This is a genomic window from Agrobacterium vacciniicorymbosi (genome assembly GCF_040427045.1).
Classification (GTDB): domain Bacteria; phylum Pseudomonadota; class Alphaproteobacteria; order Rhizobiales; family Rhizobiaceae; genus Agrobacterium.
Genome location: NZ_JBETMF010000002.1, coordinates 241,250 through 258,034, shown reverse-complemented (window position 1 = coordinate 258,034; position 16,785 = coordinate 241,250). Strand labels below are relative to the sequence as shown.

The window sequence follows — 16,785 nt, the reverse complement described above, 5'->3', positions numbered from 1 at the left end:
GTTGATTTCCTTTCTATTCCAACTACTTATGCGTCACTGAGGCGTCGATGCCTGCCAGATCGTCCAGAATGGGACAGTCCGGCCGGTGGTCACCGCCGCAGCAGTGGGCGAGATGGGAGAGCGTTTTCACCATGGCTTTCATCTCCGCGATCTTGCGCTCCAGATCGTTGATGTGGGCGAGCGCTATATCCTTGACGGCGGAGCTTTCGCGGGTTTTGTCCTGCCAGAGTTTCAGCAGCGTTTCCGTTTCCTCCAGCGAAAAACCCAGCGTGCGGGAGCGCTTGATGAAACGCAGATTGTGCACATCCTGCTCGCCATAGACGCGGTAATTATTACCCGTGCGGGCCGCAGGCGTGATGAGGCCGATCTGTTCATAATAGCGGATCATCTTGGCCGATACGCCCGACGCCTCAGATGCCTGACCGATATTCATGTCGATACCTTCGCTGTTTTCAATCTCAAGGCATTGCCCAGCACGAAGACGGAGGACAGCGCCATGGCTCCCGCCCCGACCATGGGTGACAGCATGATGCCGAACCCCGGATAAAGCGCACCCGCCGCCACGGGAATGAGCGCGACGTTGTACCCGAAGGCCCAGAACAGGTTCTGGCGGATGTTGCGCATGGTGGCGCGACTCATCTCGATGGCATGCACCACGCCCATCAGATCACCACCCACCAGCACTACATCGGCACTTTCAATGGCGACATCCGTGCCGGTGCCGATGGCTATACCGATATCGGCTTCAGCCAGCGCCGGTGCGTCATTGATCCCATCACCCACGAAAGCCAGTGTCTTGCCGCCCTGCCGCAGATCATGGATCGCCTGCACCTTGCCCTCGGGCAATACTTCGGCCACCACCGTTTCGATGCCAACCTGGCTGGCGATGGCCTTGGCCGTGCGCGCATTATCCCCCGTCACCATCGCCACCTCGATGCCCATGGATTTCAAGGCTTTGATGGCATGGATGCTGGAGGGTTTCAGCGGGTCTGCCACCGCGATGATGGCCGCCAGTTTGCCATCGATGGCGGCGTAAAGCGGTGTCTTGCCTTCATCGCCCAGCTTTTGTGCTGTGTCAGCAAAAGGTGCGACGGAGAGGCCGAGTTTGGACATGAAGCGGTCCGCGCCGACGTCGATTTTGCGGCCATCCACGGTGGCAGAAATGCCGTAGCCTGTGATGCTTTGGAAGTTGGTGATGGTTGAGAAGAAGACCCCCTCTGCCCTGCCGGGCATCTCCCCCACAGGGGGGGAGAAACCGCGTTGCATGGGTGTCAGTCCTCCATCAAACGGTTCAGCCGGGTTAGCCCCTCCCCCTTGTGGGGAGGGGTTGGGGAGGGGTTCTTCAACCCTCGCCGCCCGCACAATTGCCTCAGCAATAGGATGCTCCGAGCGGCTTTCCACCGCTGCCACCAGCCTCAAAACCTCCCGGCGCTCGAACCCATCGGCAACCACCAAATCCGTCAGTTCCGGCCTGCCCTTCGTCACCGTCCCGGTCTTGTCCACCACAACGATCCCGGCGGAGCGCAACGCCTGCAAAGCCTCGCCCTTGCGAAACAGCACGCCCAGCTCCGCCGCCCGCCCCGTGCCGACCATGATCGAAGTCGGCGTCGCAAGCCCCATGGCGCAGGGGCAGGCGATGATGAGAACAGCGACGGCATTGATCAGCGCATAGGTATAGGCAGGCTGCGGCCCAAAGATCGCCCAGACCACAAAAGTCAGCACCGCGACGCCAATCACGACAGGCACGAACAGCGCCGTCACCCGGTCCACCAGAAGCTGGATGGGCAGCTTAGCCCCCTGCGCCTGCTCCACCAGCCGGATGATCTGCGCCAGCATCGTATCGGCACCGACCTTCGTCGCCCGGAACTTCAGCGTACCATTTCCATTGATCGTGCCGCCGGTGACATGCGTTCCCACAGTCTTTTCCACCGGTACCGGCTCGCCCGAAATCATTGATTCATCGATATAGGACGCACCCTCCACCACCTCGCCATCCACGGCTAGGCGCTCGCCGGGACGGATGATGATGATATCACCCACCAGCACCTCTTCGGGCGATATATCCAGCACCTGGCCGCCCCGTTCCACCCGCGCTGTCTTGGCCTGAAGGCCTGCCAGCTTGCGAATGGCATCACCCGTCTTGCCACTAGCCCGCGCCTCCAGCAACCGCCCGATCAGGATCAGCGTGACGATGACGGTCGCCGCCTCGTAATAGACATGCCGGGCATTCTCAGGCAGCAGACCGGGCGCGAAGGTCGTCACCAGAGAATAGAGATAGGCCGCACTCACCCCCAGCGCCACCAGCGAATTCATCTCCGGTGCGCCATGCGCAAGTGCCGGAAACCCGGACTTCAGGAACCGCCATCCCGGCCCGAAAATCACCACTGTCGCCAGCGCGAAATAGACGTAATACAGCGTCTGCGTCTCGATAACGCCCATCAGCCAATGATGCATCGGCGCATAAAGATGCCCGCCCATTTCCAGCACGAAAAGCGGAGCGGTGAAGACGGCCGCCAGAACGACATCCCGCTTCAGCGTCGCCTCGTCACCGGCATGGTGGCTATGCTCATGCCCTGTGTGGTCGCGGCCCGCCGCACCCGGAGCCTTCAGCGCAAACCCGGCCAGCCGAGCCGTTTCCACCAGCACCTCGCGCTGACGCGCACCGCCCATGCTTTCAATGGTCACCGCCCCGCTCTGCGCATCCACCTCCACATTTACAGTGGTCGGCGCGACTTCCAGCACGGCCTTCAATCGCGCCGCATCTTCCGCACTCTTCAAGCCCTGCACCGAAAGCGTCATCTTCTGCGGCGCGACCTCATAACCAATCTTCTTCACCGCTGCGGCCAGCGTCTTTGCCGAAAACCCCTGCCCCGGTTCCACCGTCAGTCGCTTCGTCGCAAAATTCACCGAACTGGCCACCACCCCCGGCACCTTCCCCGCCGCCATCTCGACGCGCCGAACGCAGGACGCACAGGTCATGCCCTCCACGGACACGGAAATCGGCTCTGCCGGGATGTTGGTCTTGACTGTCTCATTCATGGGATTTCCCCTTTCGAGACTTCATGTAAGGCTTCCCATGATGGGAAGGTCAAGGGAGAACCCGACGATTTTGGCTGCCGGGTTTCGCGCAGGCGGATACCCACTTCACCCAAATGGGTGATGACATGCGCCGCCTGACAAGAAATATTGCATTGCAGCACAAAGCGTGTCTGAATAGCCGTGTCATTCAGCCATTTATTCACGATCATTGCATATAGAATTTTCTGTTTTTACTATTTCATTGAACGGTCAAAGCATATGAACGCACCGCATCACCTCATCGATCTTATTTATGAAGCCGCGTTTCTTCCCGATCATTGGGAAACGGTGTTGAACGACATGGCGTTACAGGCTGGTGGCGCGGGGACTGTTCTTTTCAACTCCAACGCCGTTTCCACAAAATGGCGGGCATCTGCTGGTATCATGGATATGATCGACCGCATTCTGCGGGAGGATTGGGGTAGTCGCAACGACCGGGCAAAGCGGCTTCTGGGCAAACCTTACAGCGGCTTTTTCAACGAGGCGGAGGAGTTCACCGACGAAGAGTACAACACCTTCCCGATCTATACCGATCTGATGCAGCCGCTGGGTTACGGTTTTGGCGCGGGAACCGCAATATCGGTGCCGAGCGGCGATCACATCGTCTTTTCGGTGGAGCGGAAACGTGCCCGTGGGCCGATGACCAGCGCGGATATTTCGTTTCTGGATGGTTTGAGACCGCATCTGGCGCGCGCCGCTATGATGGCCGGGCGTCTGGAATTCGAGCGTATCAACGCCGCAGTGCAAGCGCTTGAGGTGACCGGCCTGCCCTCCGCCGTACTGACGGAGCGCGGCACCATTCTGGCCCATAACGCCTTGCTGACGACGCTGGGAAAACAGATTTCCTTCCAGGCTTTCAACAGGTTCAGCTTCGCATCGTCAGCTGCCAATACCCAGCTTGCAGAGGCCTTGCAGCAGTTCCGGCTTGCAAAGACTGCGCCGTTACAAGCCTGCCAGTCCTTTCCCCTGCCGCAGATCGATGACACGCCAGCAGCGGTGGCCCATCTACTGCCCATTCGCGGCAATGCCCGCGATATCTTTGCTTCTGCCGCCTTCTTTCTGCTCGTCACGCCTGTCGACAGGCAAAAGGTGCCGACCGCTAACGTCATTCAAGGGCTTTTCGACCTTTCCGCCGCAGAGGCGCGGGTCGCGCAGTTCATCTCAACCGGCAACGACATTCCTTCCGTCGCACAGCATCTGGCGGTCAGCACGGAAACCATTCGCACCCACGTCAAATCGATCTTCCGCAAGACCGGCACGGCGCGCCAATCGGAGCTTGCCGCGCTATTGTCCTCGATTTCCAGCTTCGATGTTTGAGCCCTCAGCCCGGGACATCATCAAAGCAACAGCAGAAAACGCCGCCGAACCGGCCTTGAAAGATGCCGCCAACAAGGCCACACCAATCAGCAAGGGCCAGGTGGCGGCTCCAACCATCAGCACCACATGCTTCAGCCGCCACGCGCCACCATTCCTGTTGCGCTCCACGATCACGAACATGGCAAAAACGCCAGCGTGCAAAAAATATACTGCACCGATAAATGCTTCGAACATTCCAACAGCCCCAACCGCTTAATAATGTCTTAACTAGCAGCGGTTGCGGCAAGGTACATCGCCCGAATGGGTGAGACGTCGATTTTTTCGCAGATTTTCTATCGATGCACCGAAAACCGTGGAATATCCCGCAAGAATTCCTCTCGCACCACCTGCCCCATGGGCTTGTCCGATGGCTTGTCGCCGACACGGAAGCGGACGAAGACGATGTGTTGCCCTTCGCGTTCGGCCCAGCCGACGAACCAGCCGAAGGGGCGGTTGGGGTCTGGTTTGCCGTCATCGCCCTTGAGGTTGCCGGTGCCTGTGGTGCCGTGCGCGCTCCAGGCTTCGGCACCGTCATAGACTGGAATAATGGCCTTGGTCTTGTTCTGCGCATCGCGGGAAAATGGCAGGTTGTTAGCCAGCAGGCGGCGCATGAAGCCAATCTGTTCTACCGGCGAGATTTCCAGCGAGGTGCCGACCCAGGCATCCGTCAGCCCGTTGTTTTCACCGGCATCTCCGGCCACATCGGCATTGCCGAAGCCTAAACGCTTGACATAGGCGGCGAATTTTTCCTGGCCCAGGCGGCGGGTGATTTCGCGGGAATACCAGCGAATGCCCTCTTTCTGCCACGTGGTGGGGTCCACTTTCTTGCGCTCTTCGGGCTTGGCCTCCATGCCTTTTTGCCAATCCCACACGGGGTTGAACTCATCCAGCAAAATGCCAGCGTCAAAGCCGATCAGCGCCAGCGGCACCTTGAAGGTGGAACCGGGAGACACGCGCCGGTCGCAGGTGCCCTGCTGGGTAATGACCGCACCGGTTTCCACTGAGGTCACGAAGGTGCATTCATATGGCTGTATTGGCTGAGCGCGCGCGGACGCGCTCATTGCGATCAGGCAGATTGGCAGAAGAAGCGCGAAACGATTGCGCATGCATTTTCCTTGAATATCCGGCGATGCATCATAGCCGGTAACGGGCATAAGAAAAGAGAGAAGCTGGGTAACGTATTGATGCGGCAGGAATAGGACGGGGATTTTCAAGGGTCGAGCCCTCTCCTCCGTCATCCTCGGGCTTGACCCGAGGATCTGCTGCCGCTCCTGCGTATTCGACGATAGCGAGAGAATGACGATGCGTGATTAGATCCTCGGGTCAAGCCCGAGGATGACGTCGAGTTTCGGGCTGGCCCCTCACCGCCGCTGCGCCTCCGGCTGCTCCCCCACCGTCAAAGGCCAGTCCACAACGTAATTTTCGAAATCATCCACATCCACATCCAGCTCGTTTACCGTGCGTCCGCGCGCAGAAATACCGGCAATGTGCACCGTCTGAGGATCGCCCGAAACGAGGTGGTGCCACCAATAGAGGTCCTCGCCATCACGCACCAAGGCGTAGGCGCAAGTGGGTGGCAGCCAGCCGATTTCATTGACCAGTTTCAGGCTCAGCTGAATGCAGTCCGGCACCGTATCGCGCCGGTTGGGATAGTCCGAACACTGGCAGCTGTCGCCATCCAGCAGCTGGCAGGCAACGGAGGTGAAGACCACGTCGCCCGTGTCCCAATCCTCCAGCTTGTTGAGACAGCACAGGCCACAGCCATCGCACAGGCTTTCCCATTCGCTGTTACTCATTTGCGCCAGCGATTTGGTTTTCCAGAATGGCGCGTCACTCATCGTTAACATTTCCGTTTCATTTTGGGGCATCGGGCGGCAACATGGCCCTGGCGCATCGTATAGCACGATGTGCCGATTGAGAAAGTTAGAGCGTGTTATGTGCGTCCAAAAGGACACACGGCGCTCTAGCCCTTTTTGTCATATCGCATTCCGCGCGATTATAAGATAATTCTTAAATCCGGCGGAGTAGTGGTGAGGAATGACCCGCGCAAGGTTGCTGCGTCAAGCATCCACTCGCCATATCGAACAGGAATTCGTTTCAGGTGCAGGAAGATAAAGACAAGAAACAAGCGCGCCGTAAACGCCACATTCTGCTGCGGATCGATTCCTTCATCGATTCCGGCCTCTGGACAGCTGCATCCCGCGTTTTCGACTTCTGGGAAGAGGTCACCATCGCATCGCGCAAACTGCATGTGCGCGGCTGGAAAAAGTTCCTCATCAACATCACCGACGACGCTCTGACCGTTGGCACCGCAGGCACCGTGCTGATGCTGGCGCTGGCCCTGCCCGCCTTCGAGGAAACCAAGAAGGACTGGCGCTATCGCGGTGATTTCGCTGTCACTTTCCTGGATCGCTACGGCAACACAATCGGCCACCGCGGCATTATTCACGAAGATTCCGTGCCGATCGACCAGATGCCTGACCATTTCATCAAGGCTGTCTTGGCCACCGAAGACCGCCGTTTCTTCGACCATTTCGGCATCGATTTCATCGGCCTTGCCCGCGCCATGAGCGAGAATGCCCGCGCAGGCGGCGTCGTGCAGGGTGGCTCCACGCTGACGCAGCAGTTGGCCAAGAACCTTTTTCTGACCAATGAACGCTCGCTGGAGCGCAAGATCAAGGAAGCCTTTCTGGCGCTGTGGCTGGAAGCCAACATGTCCAAGAAGGAAATCCTCAGCCTTTATCTCGACCGCGCCTATATGGGCGGCGGCACATTTGGGGCGGCTGCGGCAGCGCAATTCTATTTCGGCAAGAACCTCACGGATGTGACGCTGGCCGAATCCGCCATTCTCGCCGGTCTGTTCAAGGCACCGGCGAAATATGCGCCGCACGTCAACCTTCCCGCCGCCCGCGCCCGCGCCAACACGGTTCTTTCCAACCTCGTGCAGGGTGGCCTGATGACCGAAGGTCAGGTCGTTGGCGCACGCCGCAACCCGGCGACAGTCATCGACCGTGAAGACGTGAAGGCACCGGACTATTTCCTCGACTGGGCCTTTGACGAAGTGCAGAGGCTGGCCAAGGAAGGCAAGATCAAGGACCACACGGTGGTCGTGCGCACCACCATAGACACCGGCCTTCAGCAGGCCGCCGAACAGGCGATGGAAGGCAGTCTTCGCGAATATGGCGAAGGTTACAAGGTTAAGCAGGGCGCGATGGTGACCATCGAAAATGGCGGCGGTATTCGCGCCATGGTCGGCGGGCGGGATTATGGTGAAAGCCAGTTCAACCGCGCAACGGCGGCCCTTCGCCAGCCGGGCTCGTCTTTCAAGGTCTACACCTACTCCGCCGCCATGGAGAAGGGCTACAAGCCGGAAACGCTGATTTCTGACGCCCCTGTGACATGGCGCGGCTGGTCTCCGCAAAACTATGGCCGCTCCTATGCGGGCAAGGTGACGTTGCAGACGGCCCTTGCCAAATCCTACAACACCGTTCCGGTGCGGCTTGCCAAGGATGTTCTGGGCACGCAGATCATTGCCGATACGGCGAAAGCCATGGGCGTGGCCACGCCACTGCGCACCGACAAGACCATTCCGCTCGGCACATCCGAAGTCACCGTGCTGGATCAGGCCACGGGTTACGCCGTGTTCCCGGCAGATGGCATGCAGTCACGTCGCCACGGCATCGAACAGGTGCTGGATTACGAAGGCAAGGTTCTCTACGATTTCGACCGCGACGAGCCGCCTGCACATCGCGTGCTCTCCGAAGAAGCCAATTCCAAGATGAACCGCATGCTGGTGACCATTCCCGTCGAGGGAACGGCGCGGCGCGGCGCACTGGACAACGGCATCGTCTCAGGCGGCAAGACCGGCACCTCGCAGTCCTACCGCGATGCATGGTATGTCGGCTTCACCGGCAATTACACAACGGCTGTCTGGTTCGGAAACGACGACTTCACTTCCATGAACAACATGACCGGCGGCGCCCTGCCCGCCATGACGTTCAAGCGGCTGATGGATTATGCCCATCAGGGCATGGAACTGCGCCCCATTCCCGGCATCCAGAACCCGCTGCCATCAGGCACACACCCCAAACCCGCCAACGGCGGCCTCGTCGCCTCCGCAGACGCCAACGCCATGCCCGCCCTCACCCGCCCCCGCTCCCTTTCCACCGAGGCAACACGGGTCATCCGCTCGATTGGCAAGAAGCTGAAGGAAGCGTCCGCTCCGGCGCTGACGGTGCAGAAGGTTGCGGACGTGGGGAGTGATGGGGTGAAGCGGTAGTTTTGCTCTTTTGATAATATCGCTTTAGCTGCACCTGAAGAGTGTCTATTTCTTTGGGTTGAAAATTTTCGCCCTTATGATAGCGAGTATTCCGGGCGAAAAGAGGTAGCAGGGCAGCCGTTGGTATTATCGATATCCAGGTTCTGGCCGGTGCTCTTAAGAGTGCTCAGTGCGATATTTGTCCTGCTGGCACTCATGCTCGGCGCACAGCTCGCCTTTCTCATCCGTCTGCCCCAGCTTGCGATATTAGTCCACGACAAGCATGCAATGTGGTTGGTGTTTTCCACTTGGCCCACTCATTACAATGGCTTTTACAATCTGGTGATCATCTTTGCTTGGGATCGTGCACGCAATTTCGCAGAAAGCGATCCAAGAACGTCCGATGTTTTACACCGGCTTAGAAACATAAGCGTCCTAAAAGTCCTGACATACGTCGGGATTGCGCTGCTGCTCATCCTCGTTTTCGGAGTTTTCGGTGTCATATCGTTTAGAACAGCGCTGACGATCTGCTGCGTGTTTCTCGGCCATGTGATGTATTTGCGGGCGGAGCGAAAGAACATCCCTCGTCTTCTCGTCTTGGTCATCGCCGGTTTGTTGTGGGGTTTTGTTTCTGGCCTTCTTTTAACGGACCACGAGAACCGTGTCTTCGATTGCCAGTCCGAAACATTGCAACTTACGTCTGGCGACGTGCTTCAATGCAGCAGCTTAACTTTGCTGAAGGCAAATTCGCTTTGGCTCGTGGAAGGTCCGACACCGCCGCGACTGCTTGAAAGCGACGACTTTGTAAGCGACGGAATTGGCAAACTGCAGCCCTACCAGTGACCGCTGGAGTGCTCGGTTCGTTTGCGACGCTCGTATCTGCAGCAGTTGCGGGTGGTGGATGAGCCAACCCGTTTCCTCGTCAACCCCCTGTCCGACTGCACGCCCCAACAAAACTTCCTGCAAACCATCCCGCTCATTAGAACCTAAAAAAATCAATCCAAACTCTTCAAACTCATGGGCCTATCGCCACCCGGCGGCAGGCCGAAGAGGCTTCGGACCCAGTTGAGGAACGCGCCGTAAGGTCGCCCCAGCGTCAGCATCATTACGGCTGCGCCGAGAATGCCGAAGAGCAGGCCTTGCCCGGACGCGCCGGTGACCGCGATGATGGCGGCATAGATCGGCACTTGGAAACTGACCAGAGCTAGGCTGTCCCACAGGATTTGCGAGATGCGGCTAGGCTTTGCGAAACGCATCAGCCAGTCACGCCACAGGCCGTAAGGCCGCCCCACCGGCACCATCAGGGCTGCGCCCAGAAGTCTGGCATGAAGCACCTGTTCCCATGTCATTCCGGCAATGAAGCGTTCGTTGATGATGCCGGTCGTGGTGAAAAACACGATCAGCGCCGTCGTATCGGCAAGGAATGCGCGGCGGCGGGAATGGGGCTTTGCGGTTTCATGCATATCTTAGTCTGTTCGAAAAAGCGTTGAACCGCAACCGCTTATGGTCGATACGGCTCATGCGACAAGAAGGGCACGATCACAAAATCCGCTGCTCGCCCAGCTTGAACCATGCCTTGGCAATCTTGCCGTTTTCAATCTCGTAAATGCAGACCACATCCACTTCATCGCGTCCTTCGGGGAAGGTCCGGGTCACCGTCTCGTGGTCGATGACGACATTGCCGACGGTGATGCGGGTCAGCAGTTTCCCGTGGAGATCGGGCTCCTTGAAGCGCTCTATGTGGCGCGTGCGGATTTCATCGACACCCTTGGCCAGAAGGGTGGATGGGAATGCGTAATATTCGCAATCCTGCGCCCACCAGGGCATGAAGGCGTCGATATCCTTGGCATTATAGGCCGCAAGCTGCTCACGGACCGGCTGTTCTATGTCGTTCATTACATGTCATTTTCAGGTTGGAGTATCGATCAGATAAAGGAATGCCCGGCCTTGACCAGAAGATCGCGGGAGGTTTCCAGGTCGTCGGTTTTGACGAGCAGGTGGTCGCCATCGAATGTGGATACCACGAAAATACCGATGCCATTTTCCGAAAGCGGCTGGATGACAGACAGTACGATGCCGGTCTCATCGAAGGCGAACGGCCCCTGAAGCTTGATGCAGGACCAACCGCCATCCACCTTCACGCCATCAGGAATTCGCTCCCGCAGGCAGGTGATGGAAAGTTCGTCATCCGTGCGGCTGATGCTGACGAAGCCCTGCCCATCCGCCCAGCCGGGAATGGCATTGGACGGACCCAGACGGGCCACGCCGTAACTCCCATCCAGAGCCCGAAGCTTCACGCGTGGTGCCATGGGAAATTCCGCCTTTCGTAACATAGTGCCATCTGCTTCACGCCGCTCACGACGCGTTGGAACAAGCTCCGCGATACGCCATCGAGAATCAGATGTCGAACACGGACCGCGTTCTTGCTACCCCGCCGAGGCAGCCTTGAAAACGGCCAATTGCGCAGCAAATGCGCGCTGATAGGCCGGGCGGGCTTCGGCGCGTTCAACATAGGCGGCGAGGTTGGGATAGTCGCTTAGAAAGCCCCCAGCCTTTGCGCGCATAAGCACCGTCACCATCAGCAAATCACCCGCGCTGAACGCACCATCCAGCCACTCGGCATCGCCAAGGCGGGCGGAAAGCTCGCGCAGACGTTGGTGAATGCGCGCATCGACCAGCGGCAGACGCTCATCCGCCCAACTGCGGTCTCCCTCCAGAATTTTGGCGACCACGCGGTCGATAAGCGGTGGCTCAACGGTGTTGATCGCGGCGAACATCCAGCCGATGGCACGCACCCGTGCATTCGCCTCTACAGGCAGCAAGCCCGGATGGGTCTCGGCAATATGGAAGACGATGGCCCCGGACTCGAACAGGGCAAGATCGCCCTCCTCAAAGGTCGGGATTTGCCCGAAGGGATTCAGCGCCAGATGGTCCGGCTCCTTCATCGCCTGAAACGACAAAAGCCGCACCTCATAAGGCTGCCCTACCTCCTCCAGCGCCCAACGCACCCGCATATCCCGCGCCAACCCCTTGCCGCGATCCGGCGAGCGTTCAAAAGCAGTGATTGTTATGGTCATGGCCGTTCTCCCTTGATGGTACAGATGGAAGACGAATAGTGGAGCGGGTTTCCGACAGGGCTCATTCAACTTTTTCGCAAGCTAGAGCGACATCATTACAAAATGCCAGACTTTCAATGTTCTGAATAATCAAAGTTGTCATGACGTCATGAGTGAACGCCTTGGAAATGCCACAGAATGACAGAAAAATTCAATCACAGATGGTAAAATGGTTTTTGATTGAGTTTTAAAGGCAATTCGTCGGAGGTTACATGGCGGTCGAAACCAGACAGTTCGAAGACGCGGATGAGGGGCTGGTTATTGCAGTGTCTGCATTGCAATTGGCAGCGGTTTTGGAAGGTGAAAGCGTCGAACAAAGCGGAACACCGGGAAATCGCCTTATAGGTGCATTGCGGCTTCTTGGATGCGCGGCAGAAGGCGTCACCGCTGGAGCGCTTTGGTTGACTCCCGAACCAACGACACTGACAAAAATCGGGGGTACTGCGCTGGCAATCCATGCAGCGGACCAATGCACCACTGGCGGGCGTCAACTCTGGACTGGTCGAGACGAACGGTCGCTGACTGAACGCAGCACATCGGCTATGGCAAGGAGCCTCGGGGCCAGTCCTGATACCGCGCAGAACATTGGCATGGCCGTGGATTTCATGGTGCCAATCGGCGGCGCCATAATGGCGGGTGCCGTTAGGGCTGCTGCCGTACGCTCCGGGCGTATCTCTCTGATGCAACATGAGGCGCAAGCGGGAACGCGTCTGGGTGGACACACGATTGCCAGGCACGTCGGCAAGGACGAAGCGTTTCTGCGGCAACGGATAGCGCAAACGGCAACAGGGCGCGCACCACCACCGGCAATTTCTTCTTTCACCGGTCTTCGTGTGGCAGAAGAACAGATATCGCGAGCCTTGAAAGTCAACCAGGTGCGAATTTTACAGTGGTCGAAAACCGCTCCCACCGGTGCAACCCTTCAACCGCCAATCGTCTTCGATGCGGGCCGCATCGTCGGACACGGCGTCATTCGGTCGTCCGGACAGCTGCAGCAAATGTCGAAACTGCGTGTTGTTATAAAAAAGGAAAGCTATAACGGTATGACGCACTATATTCTGACGGCATTTCCTGTTCCCTGATGATGAGCTCCATGACCACAGCCGAAGACGATTTTCCAACGCTCGCGGGCCTTATTGCGGGCTATCTACATCAGGACATGGATTTGGAATATGACAGCGTACCAGAGGCACTTGCTGGTTATGCGCATTTCACCGAGCTTAAAGAGAAGCAGAAACTGCTCGAGGAAATGGAGCGTTTTAGTGAGAGGTATCATAACGATCTCGAAGGCGAGTTTTCGAGGCGTTACTGGTTCGACTTCACACCTGATACAATTGGCCAGACGGTTCCACAGTTCTTTACAATGCTCCGTGAAATCCTCGCCGACCCTGATTGCCATACCCGGTATGAGCCGCGCAACTAATTGAAATCCTGCAACTGCGCCGCAATAGCCGCCGTATCGATGACCGACCAGACTTCTTCAATCTTTCGAGCCTCAAACCGGTAAAAGACGTTTTCGCCGAAGGTAACCGTTTTGCCGTTGATGGGCAGGTCGAAGAAGGTGCCTTTTGGTGTGCAATGAAAGTGCAGACGGCTGGCGACCATAGGCGGGTCACAGACCAAAAGCTCGATGTTGAAGCGCAGATCCGGGATTTCGCGGAAGTCGTTTTCCAGCATGGCGCGGTAGCCGCTCAGGCCCAGCGCACGCCCGTTATGCACGGCATTTTCGGCAACGAAATTTCCGAGATTTTGCCAGTCCTGCGCATCGAGGCAGGCGATATAGGCGCGGTAGGTGGCGGCGAGATTGGTGTCGGTCATGGCCGGGTAACGGCGTGAGCGGGAATGCAGTTCCCATGCTATGGATTTTGGCGTTTAGGTTTGCGCGGCTGCTCCCTGCCTGGCCTTGGCTTGCCCATCTGGCACTGTGCAACCAAATCCCCTCCAAACCGTTGATTTCTCAAGCGCAGCATGGATGTGTCCCGCGCAATGCAATTGCCATATTCGTCTTGAGTTTCGGAGCCTTCTCCATGAATGATGTCTCGTCTCGCAGAGAAGCCTCTGCATATCCCTTTCAATTGCTGTTCGTGCCGTTTCCCTTCGTCTGCTTTTCGCTGGCGCTGGGAACGGATATCGCCTTTTGGCAGACCGGCAATCTGATGTGGCAGAATTTTTCCGCCTGGCTGTTGTTTGCCGGGCTGGTCATCGGTGGTCTGGCTTTGTTGGCGGGGCTGATCGATCTGTTGCGGGCGCGGACGCGTCCCATGCGGCCTTCGTTTTTTGCCATTCTTCTTTTCATCGTCATGCTGCTTCTGGCCTTCGTCAACAGCCTCGTTCACGCCGGTGATGGCTGGACCGCTGTTGTGCCCTACGGGCTGCTTTTGTCTGCCGTCACCTTCGTCGTGTCGCTGATGGCGGTTGCCGCTTCTACCCGCAAATATGCAAGACTGGCTTGGAGAGTATGATGGTCACGCCGCGCTTTTTCCTCAGCTCTATCCTCCTCGGCAGCGTCGCCGTCATTTTGCCCGCCTGCAGCGAGCAGAACGGCAATTTCGATCTTTCGCAGCAGATTGGGGCCGACCCGGTTCTGCCAGATCCTTCGCCCAGCCTCATTCCCGACCTGAAGGTGGCCGAGGTCATCGGCTGGAAGGATGGCGAAACGCCAACCGTGCCGCAGGGCCTGAAAATCACGGCCTATCAAAAAGACCTCGTCAATCCGCGCACCGTGCACACGCTGCCGAATGGCGATGTGCTGGTGGTGCAGTCTCGCGGGCCGAAGGGTGAAGCGCCATCGCGCCCGAAGGACATTATTCGCGGCTGGATCATGTCCATTGCCCATGGTGAAACCGGCCCGCAGAAACCCAGCAATATCATCACCCTGCTGCGCGATACCAACCGCGATGGCACGGTGGATGAGCGCCACGAGTTGCTGACCAACCTCGACTCGCCCTTCGGCGTCGCCTTTGCTGACAACACGCTTTATGTCGCGACCGCCTCCAATATTCTCGCCTACCCCTATCAGCTAGGGCAGAACGAGATTACCGCCGAGCCAAAGATCCTGACACCACTTCCCGGCGGGCCGATCAACCACCATTGGACGAAGGATCTGGCGCTGAGCTCAGATGGCAAGATGCTTTACGTTTCCGTCGGCTCAAACTCCAACATCGTGGAAAACGGCATCGAGGCCGAGAAGAACCGCGCCGCAATCCTACAGGTGGACCGCCAGACCGGCGCCTTTAAGCTGTACGCCTCTGGCCTGCGCAACCCCAACGGCCTTGCCTTCAACCCTGAAAGCAAGGAACTCTGGGCCGTCATCAACGAACGTGACGAACTGGGCCCGAACCTCGTGCCCGACTACATGACATCGGTAAAGGAAAACGCCTTTTACGGCTGGCCATGGAGTTATTATGGCAACCATGTCGACGCCCGCGTTCACCCGCAGCGCCCGGATATGGTGGAAAAGGCCATCAAGCCTGATTACGCGCTCTCCAGCCACGTCGCAGCCCTCGGCCTCACCTTCTCGCTCAACTCCGCTTTGCCCGCACCTTATTCCAACGGTGCTTTCATCGGCGAACACGGCAGCTGGAACCGCACCGCCTTCAACGGTTACCGCGTGACCTTTGTGCCATTCGAAAACGGCAAGCCAGCGGGCAAGACGCAGGATGTGGTCACCGGCTTCATTCAGGGCGACAAGGCCCGTGGCCGCCCCGTGGGTGTCGGCATCGATGGCACCGGCGCGCTGCTGGTGGCGGATGATGCGGGCAACACAGTCTGGCGCGTGGCGGCAGCAGATGGCAAAGTAACACCTGCCCCTGTTGCCACGGATGACGTCTCCGCTGGTGGCGTTGCCCCGACGGCACCTGCCCCGGCAGCACCGGTTGCACCGTCGGCTCCTGCAATTGCGCCCGCCCCTGCACCTGCAAACTGACACTCGAATTTCCAGAGCGCCGTCACCCCTCCGGTGGCGGCGTTTTTACGTTCATGCGTCAGGGCAAGTGGCTGAACGTCTCAACCTTTCAGAAACTCGATGATGGCCTTGTTCACCAACTCTGGTGCCTCCTGCGGCAGCCAATGGCCAGCCCCGGGAACCATCTGGGTTCTCTGGAGAGCCGGAGCAAGCGAGGGCATGGCATCGATCATCTCTTTCATGCCGGGAATGGCAAGGCCGGTGTCGCGCTTCCCCACCATGAACAGCGCGGGGACGATGACTTTCAGACCAGACAGAGCATGCTGGAGCTGCCAGTTCCGATCGAGATTTTTGTAATAGTTGAGACCGCCCGCAAAGCCTGACGCGGTGAAGGCGCTGACAAGCACCTGCCAGTCGCTCTCCTTCAGCCATGACACGGGACGATCCGGCAGATCGGCAAGCAAACCACGCTTGCGCGCTACCATGCCGAACGGGTTGGGTGTATCGTCGCCCGGCAGGCGTGGTCCGGCTTCGCCACTGGCGGCGTAATAGATTTTGCGCAGCGTCGTTTCGGGGTTCTTGTCGAGTTCCACACGCGCCCCATCCTGCTGGAAATAGAGCGCATAAAGCATGGCGTCATCTGTGGTGGGGAAGATGGCACTGGGCGCAACGGGTGGCTGGCCCATCAGAGGCACGCCCATGGCAACGACCTTATGGAAGCGATCAGGACGAAGAAGGGCGGCCTGCCAGGCAATTGTCGCACCCCAATCATTGCCGATGATGGTGGCCTTGTCCTCACCCAGCGCATCGACCAGAGCCACCATATCCGCCACAAAGTCGAAGACGGTGAACTGCGCCCAATCCTGCGGTGCTTCCGTCTGGCCGTAGCCGCGCATATCAGGCGCCACAGCATGAAACCCGGCCTCGGCCAAAGCGGCGATCTGGTGACGCCATGCATGCGAGGTTTCCGGAAACCCGTGACAAAGCACAACCAACGGCCCCTCGCCCGCTTCCCGAATGTTCATGTTCAGGGTTCTTGTCTCGATCATCCGCTGTTTCATATCGATCTCCTC

The 16,785-nt window shown here is 58.3% G+C and carries 19 protein-coding genes; 7 read left to right on the top strand and 12 right to left on the bottom strand.

Annotated elements, in window-relative coordinates:
- Positions 1-22: 22 nt before the first annotated feature.
- The 3 genes from cueR to ABUK73_RS04495 are packed head-to-tail and all read right to left on the bottom strand — an operon-like array spanning position 23 to position 3,248.
- Positions 23-433 carry a Cu(I)-responsive transcriptional regulator gene (gene cueR, locus ABUK73_RS04505; protein ID WP_353576222.1) on the bottom strand — a complete coding sequence of 137 codons (411 nt, stop codon included), beginning with the start codon at positions 431-433 and terminating at the stop codon, positions 23-25.
- Positions 430-3,039: a heavy metal translocating P-type ATPase gene (locus ABUK73_RS04500; RefSeq protein ID WP_353576221.1), complete on the bottom strand. Its 2,610-nt coding sequence runs from the start codon at positions 3,037-3,039 to the stop codon at positions 430-432. Before ABUK73_RS04500 ends, cueR begins: the two co-directional genes overlap by 4 nt.
- Positions 3,036-3,248, bottom strand: a complete 213-nt coding sequence (locus ABUK73_RS04495; protein ID WP_353576220.1) for a hypothetical protein — start codon at positions 3,246-3,248, stop codon at positions 3,036-3,038. The genes ABUK73_RS04500 and ABUK73_RS04495 overlap by 4 nt, the downstream gene beginning before the upstream one ends.
- Positions 3,249-3,297: 49 nt before the next feature.
- Here ABUK73_RS04495 and ABUK73_RS04490 point away from each other — a divergent pair, with 49 nt between their 5' ends.
- A complete protein-coding gene (locus ABUK73_RS04490; protein ID WP_353576219.1) occupies positions 3,298-4,395 on the top strand; it encodes a helix-turn-helix transcriptional regulator in 1,098 nt (365 codons plus the stop codon).
- On the opposite strand, the gene ABUK73_RS04485 is transcribed toward ABUK73_RS04490, so the two are convergent.
- The 3 genes from ABUK73_RS04485 to ABUK73_RS04475 all read right to left on the bottom strand — a co-directional run bounded on the left by ABUK73_RS04485 (position 4,363) and on the right by ABUK73_RS04475 (position 6,272).
- Positions 4,363-4,629, bottom strand: a complete 267-nt coding sequence (locus tag ABUK73_RS04485; RefSeq protein ID WP_353576218.1) for a hypothetical protein — start codon at positions 4,627-4,629, stop codon at positions 4,363-4,365. The genes ABUK73_RS04490 and ABUK73_RS04485 overlap by 33 nt on opposite strands.
- Before the next feature lie 98 nt (positions 4,630-4,727).
- The gene (gene blaOXA, locus ABUK73_RS04480; RefSeq protein ID WP_353576217.1) at positions 4,728-5,540 is read right to left on the bottom strand and encodes a class D beta-lactamase; all 813 of its coding nucleotides are present in this window, start codon (positions 5,538-5,540) and stop codon (positions 4,728-4,730) included.
- Between the two features lie 255 nt (positions 5,541-5,795).
- Positions 5,796-6,272 carry a YcgN family cysteine cluster protein gene (locus tag ABUK73_RS04475; protein ID WP_353576216.1) on the bottom strand — a complete coding sequence of 159 codons (477 nt, stop codon included), beginning with the start codon at positions 6,270-6,272 and terminating at the stop codon, positions 5,796-5,798.
- Between the two features lie 263 nt (positions 6,273-6,535).
- On the opposite strand from ABUK73_RS04475, the gene ABUK73_RS04470 reads away from it, so the two are divergent.
- Positions 6,536-8,713 carry a transglycosylase domain-containing protein gene (locus ABUK73_RS04470; RefSeq protein WP_353576215.1) on the top strand — a complete coding sequence of 726 codons (2,178 nt, stop codon included), beginning with the start codon at positions 6,536-6,538 and terminating at the stop codon, positions 8,711-8,713.
- A gap of 162 nt (positions 8,714-8,875) precedes the next feature.
- Entirely contained in the window at positions 8,876-9,535 is a 660-nt protein-coding gene (locus ABUK73_RS04465) for a hypothetical protein (RefSeq protein ID WP_353576214.1), read from the top strand.
- 152 nt (positions 9,536-9,687) lie between these two features.
- Here the strand turns inward: ABUK73_RS04465 and alaE are convergent, their stop codons facing one another.
- The 4 genes from alaE to ABUK73_RS04445 all read right to left on the bottom strand — a co-directional run bounded on the left by alaE (position 9,688) and on the right by ABUK73_RS04445 (position 11,769).
- Positions 9,688-10,155 carry an L-alanine exporter AlaE gene (gene alaE / locus ABUK73_RS04460; RefSeq protein WP_353576213.1) on the bottom strand — a complete coding sequence of 156 codons (468 nt, stop codon included), beginning with the start codon at positions 10,153-10,155 and terminating at the stop codon, positions 9,688-9,690.
- Positions 10,156-10,231: 76 nt separating this feature from the next.
- A complete protein-coding gene (locus ABUK73_RS04455; RefSeq protein WP_353576212.1) occupies positions 10,232-10,588 on the bottom strand; it encodes a nuclear transport factor 2 family protein in 357 nt (118 codons plus the stop codon).
- A gap of 29 nt (positions 10,589-10,617) precedes the next feature.
- Positions 10,618-11,001, bottom strand: coding sequence for an ACT domain-containing protein (locus ABUK73_RS04450; RefSeq protein ID WP_353576211.1), 384 nt, complete (start codon positions 10,999-11,001; stop codon positions 10,618-10,620).
- Positions 11,002-11,118: 117 nt separating this feature from the next.
- The gene (locus tag ABUK73_RS04445; RefSeq protein ID WP_353576210.1) at positions 11,119-11,769 is read right to left on the bottom strand and encodes a glutathione S-transferase family protein; all 651 of its coding nucleotides are present in this window, start codon (positions 11,767-11,769) and stop codon (positions 11,119-11,121) included.
- Positions 11,770-12,020: 251 nt separating this feature from the next.
- Between ABUK73_RS04445 and ABUK73_RS04440 the strand changes: the two genes are divergently transcribed.
- Positions 12,021-12,890: an RNase A-like domain-containing protein gene (locus tag ABUK73_RS04440; protein WP_353576209.1), complete on the top strand. Its 870-nt coding sequence runs from the start codon at positions 12,021-12,023 to the stop codon at positions 12,888-12,890.
- A gap of 11 nt (positions 12,891-12,901) precedes the next feature.
- Positions 12,902-13,231, top strand: a complete 330-nt coding sequence (locus ABUK73_RS04435; RefSeq protein WP_353576208.1) for a contact-dependent growth inhibition system immunity protein — start codon at positions 12,902-12,904, stop codon at positions 13,229-13,231.
- On the opposite strand, the gene ABUK73_RS04430 is transcribed toward ABUK73_RS04435, so the two are convergent.
- Entirely contained in the window at positions 13,228-13,626 is a 399-nt protein-coding gene (locus ABUK73_RS04430) for an ester cyclase (RefSeq protein ID WP_353576207.1), read from the bottom strand. The genes ABUK73_RS04435 and ABUK73_RS04430 overlap by 4 nt on opposite strands.
- A gap of 209 nt (positions 13,627-13,835) precedes the next feature.
- Between ABUK73_RS04430 and ABUK73_RS04425 the strand changes: the two genes are divergently transcribed.
- Positions 13,836-14,270: a DUF2231 domain-containing protein gene (locus ABUK73_RS04425; RefSeq protein ID WP_113085957.1), complete on the top strand. Its 435-nt coding sequence runs from the start codon at positions 13,836-13,838 to the stop codon at positions 14,268-14,270.
- On the top strand, positions 14,270-15,733 hold the full coding sequence (locus ABUK73_RS04420; protein ID WP_353576206.1) for a PQQ-dependent sugar dehydrogenase: 1,464 nt from the start codon (positions 14,270-14,272) through the stop codon (positions 15,731-15,733). Before ABUK73_RS04425 ends, ABUK73_RS04420 begins: the two co-directional genes overlap by 1 nt.
- Before the next feature lie 80 nt (positions 15,734-15,813).
- On the opposite strand, the gene ABUK73_RS04415 is transcribed toward ABUK73_RS04420, so the two are convergent.
- Positions 15,814-16,773 carry an alpha/beta fold hydrolase gene (locus ABUK73_RS04415; protein ID WP_353576205.1) on the bottom strand — a complete coding sequence of 320 codons (960 nt, stop codon included), beginning with the start codon at positions 16,771-16,773 and terminating at the stop codon, positions 15,814-15,816.
- Positions 16,774-16,785: the final 12 nt, after the last annotated feature.

What these genes read in the sequence shown, in the direction of transcription:
- ABUK73_RS04430 (WP_353576207.1), bottom strand. Translation starts at nt 13,626, where the DNA reads ATGACCGACACCAATCTCGCCGCCACCTACCGCGCCTATATCGCCTGC.
- ABUK73_RS04455 (WP_353576212.1), bottom strand. Translation starts at nt 10,588, where the DNA reads ATGAACGACATAGAACAGCCGGTCCGTGAGCAGCTTGCGGCCTATAAT.
- alaE (WP_353576213.1), bottom strand. Translation starts at nt 10,155, where the DNA reads ATGCATGAAACCGCAAAGCCCCATTCCCGCCGCCGCGCATTCCTTGCC.
- ABUK73_RS04485 (WP_353576218.1), bottom strand. Translation starts at nt 4,629, where the DNA reads ATGTTCGAAGCATTTATCGGTGCAGTATATTTTTTGCACGCTGGCGTT.
- ABUK73_RS04425 (WP_113085957.1), top strand. Translation starts at nt 13,836, where the DNA reads ATGAATGATGTCTCGTCTCGCAGAGAAGCCTCTGCATATCCCTTTCAA.
- blaOXA (WP_353576217.1), bottom strand. Translation starts at nt 5,540, where the DNA reads ATGCGCAATCGTTTCGCGCTTCTTCTGCCAATCTGCCTGATCGCAATG.
- ABUK73_RS04445 (WP_353576210.1), bottom strand. Translation starts at nt 11,769, where the DNA reads ATGACCATAACAATCACTGCTTTTGAACGCTCGCCGGATCGCGGCAAG.
- ABUK73_RS04415 (WP_353576205.1), bottom strand. Translation starts at nt 16,773, where the DNA reads ATGAAACAGCGGATGATCGAGACAAGAACCCTGAACATGAACATTCGG.
- ABUK73_RS04490 (WP_353576219.1), top strand. Translation starts at nt 3,298, where the DNA reads ATGAACGCACCGCATCACCTCATCGATCTTATTTATGAAGCCGCGTTT.
- ABUK73_RS04440 (WP_353576209.1), top strand. Translation starts at nt 12,021, where the DNA reads ATGGCGGTCGAAACCAGACAGTTCGAAGACGCGGATGAGGGGCTGGTT.
- ABUK73_RS04495 (WP_353576220.1), bottom strand. Translation starts at nt 3,248, where the DNA reads ATGATCGTGAATAAATGGCTGAATGACACGGCTATTCAGACACGCTTT.
- ABUK73_RS04450 (WP_353576211.1), bottom strand. Translation starts at nt 11,001, where the DNA reads ATGGCACCACGCGTGAAGCTTCGGGCTCTGGATGGGAGTTACGGCGTG.
- cueR (WP_353576222.1), bottom strand. Translation starts at nt 433, where the DNA reads ATGAATATCGGTCAGGCATCTGAGGCGTCGGGCGTATCGGCCAAGATG.
- ABUK73_RS04435 (WP_353576208.1), top strand. Translation starts at nt 12,902, where the DNA reads ATGACCACAGCCGAAGACGATTTTCCAACGCTCGCGGGCCTTATTGCG.
- ABUK73_RS04475 (WP_353576216.1), bottom strand. Translation starts at nt 6,272, where the DNA reads ATGAGTGACGCGCCATTCTGGAAAACCAAATCGCTGGCGCAAATGAGT.
- ABUK73_RS04500 (WP_353576221.1), bottom strand. Translation starts at nt 3,039, where the DNA reads ATGAATGAGACAGTCAAGACCAACATCCCGGCAGAGCCGATTTCCGTG.
- ABUK73_RS04420 (WP_353576206.1), top strand. Translation starts at nt 14,270, where the DNA reads ATGGTCACGCCGCGCTTTTTCCTCAGCTCTATCCTCCTCGGCAGCGTC.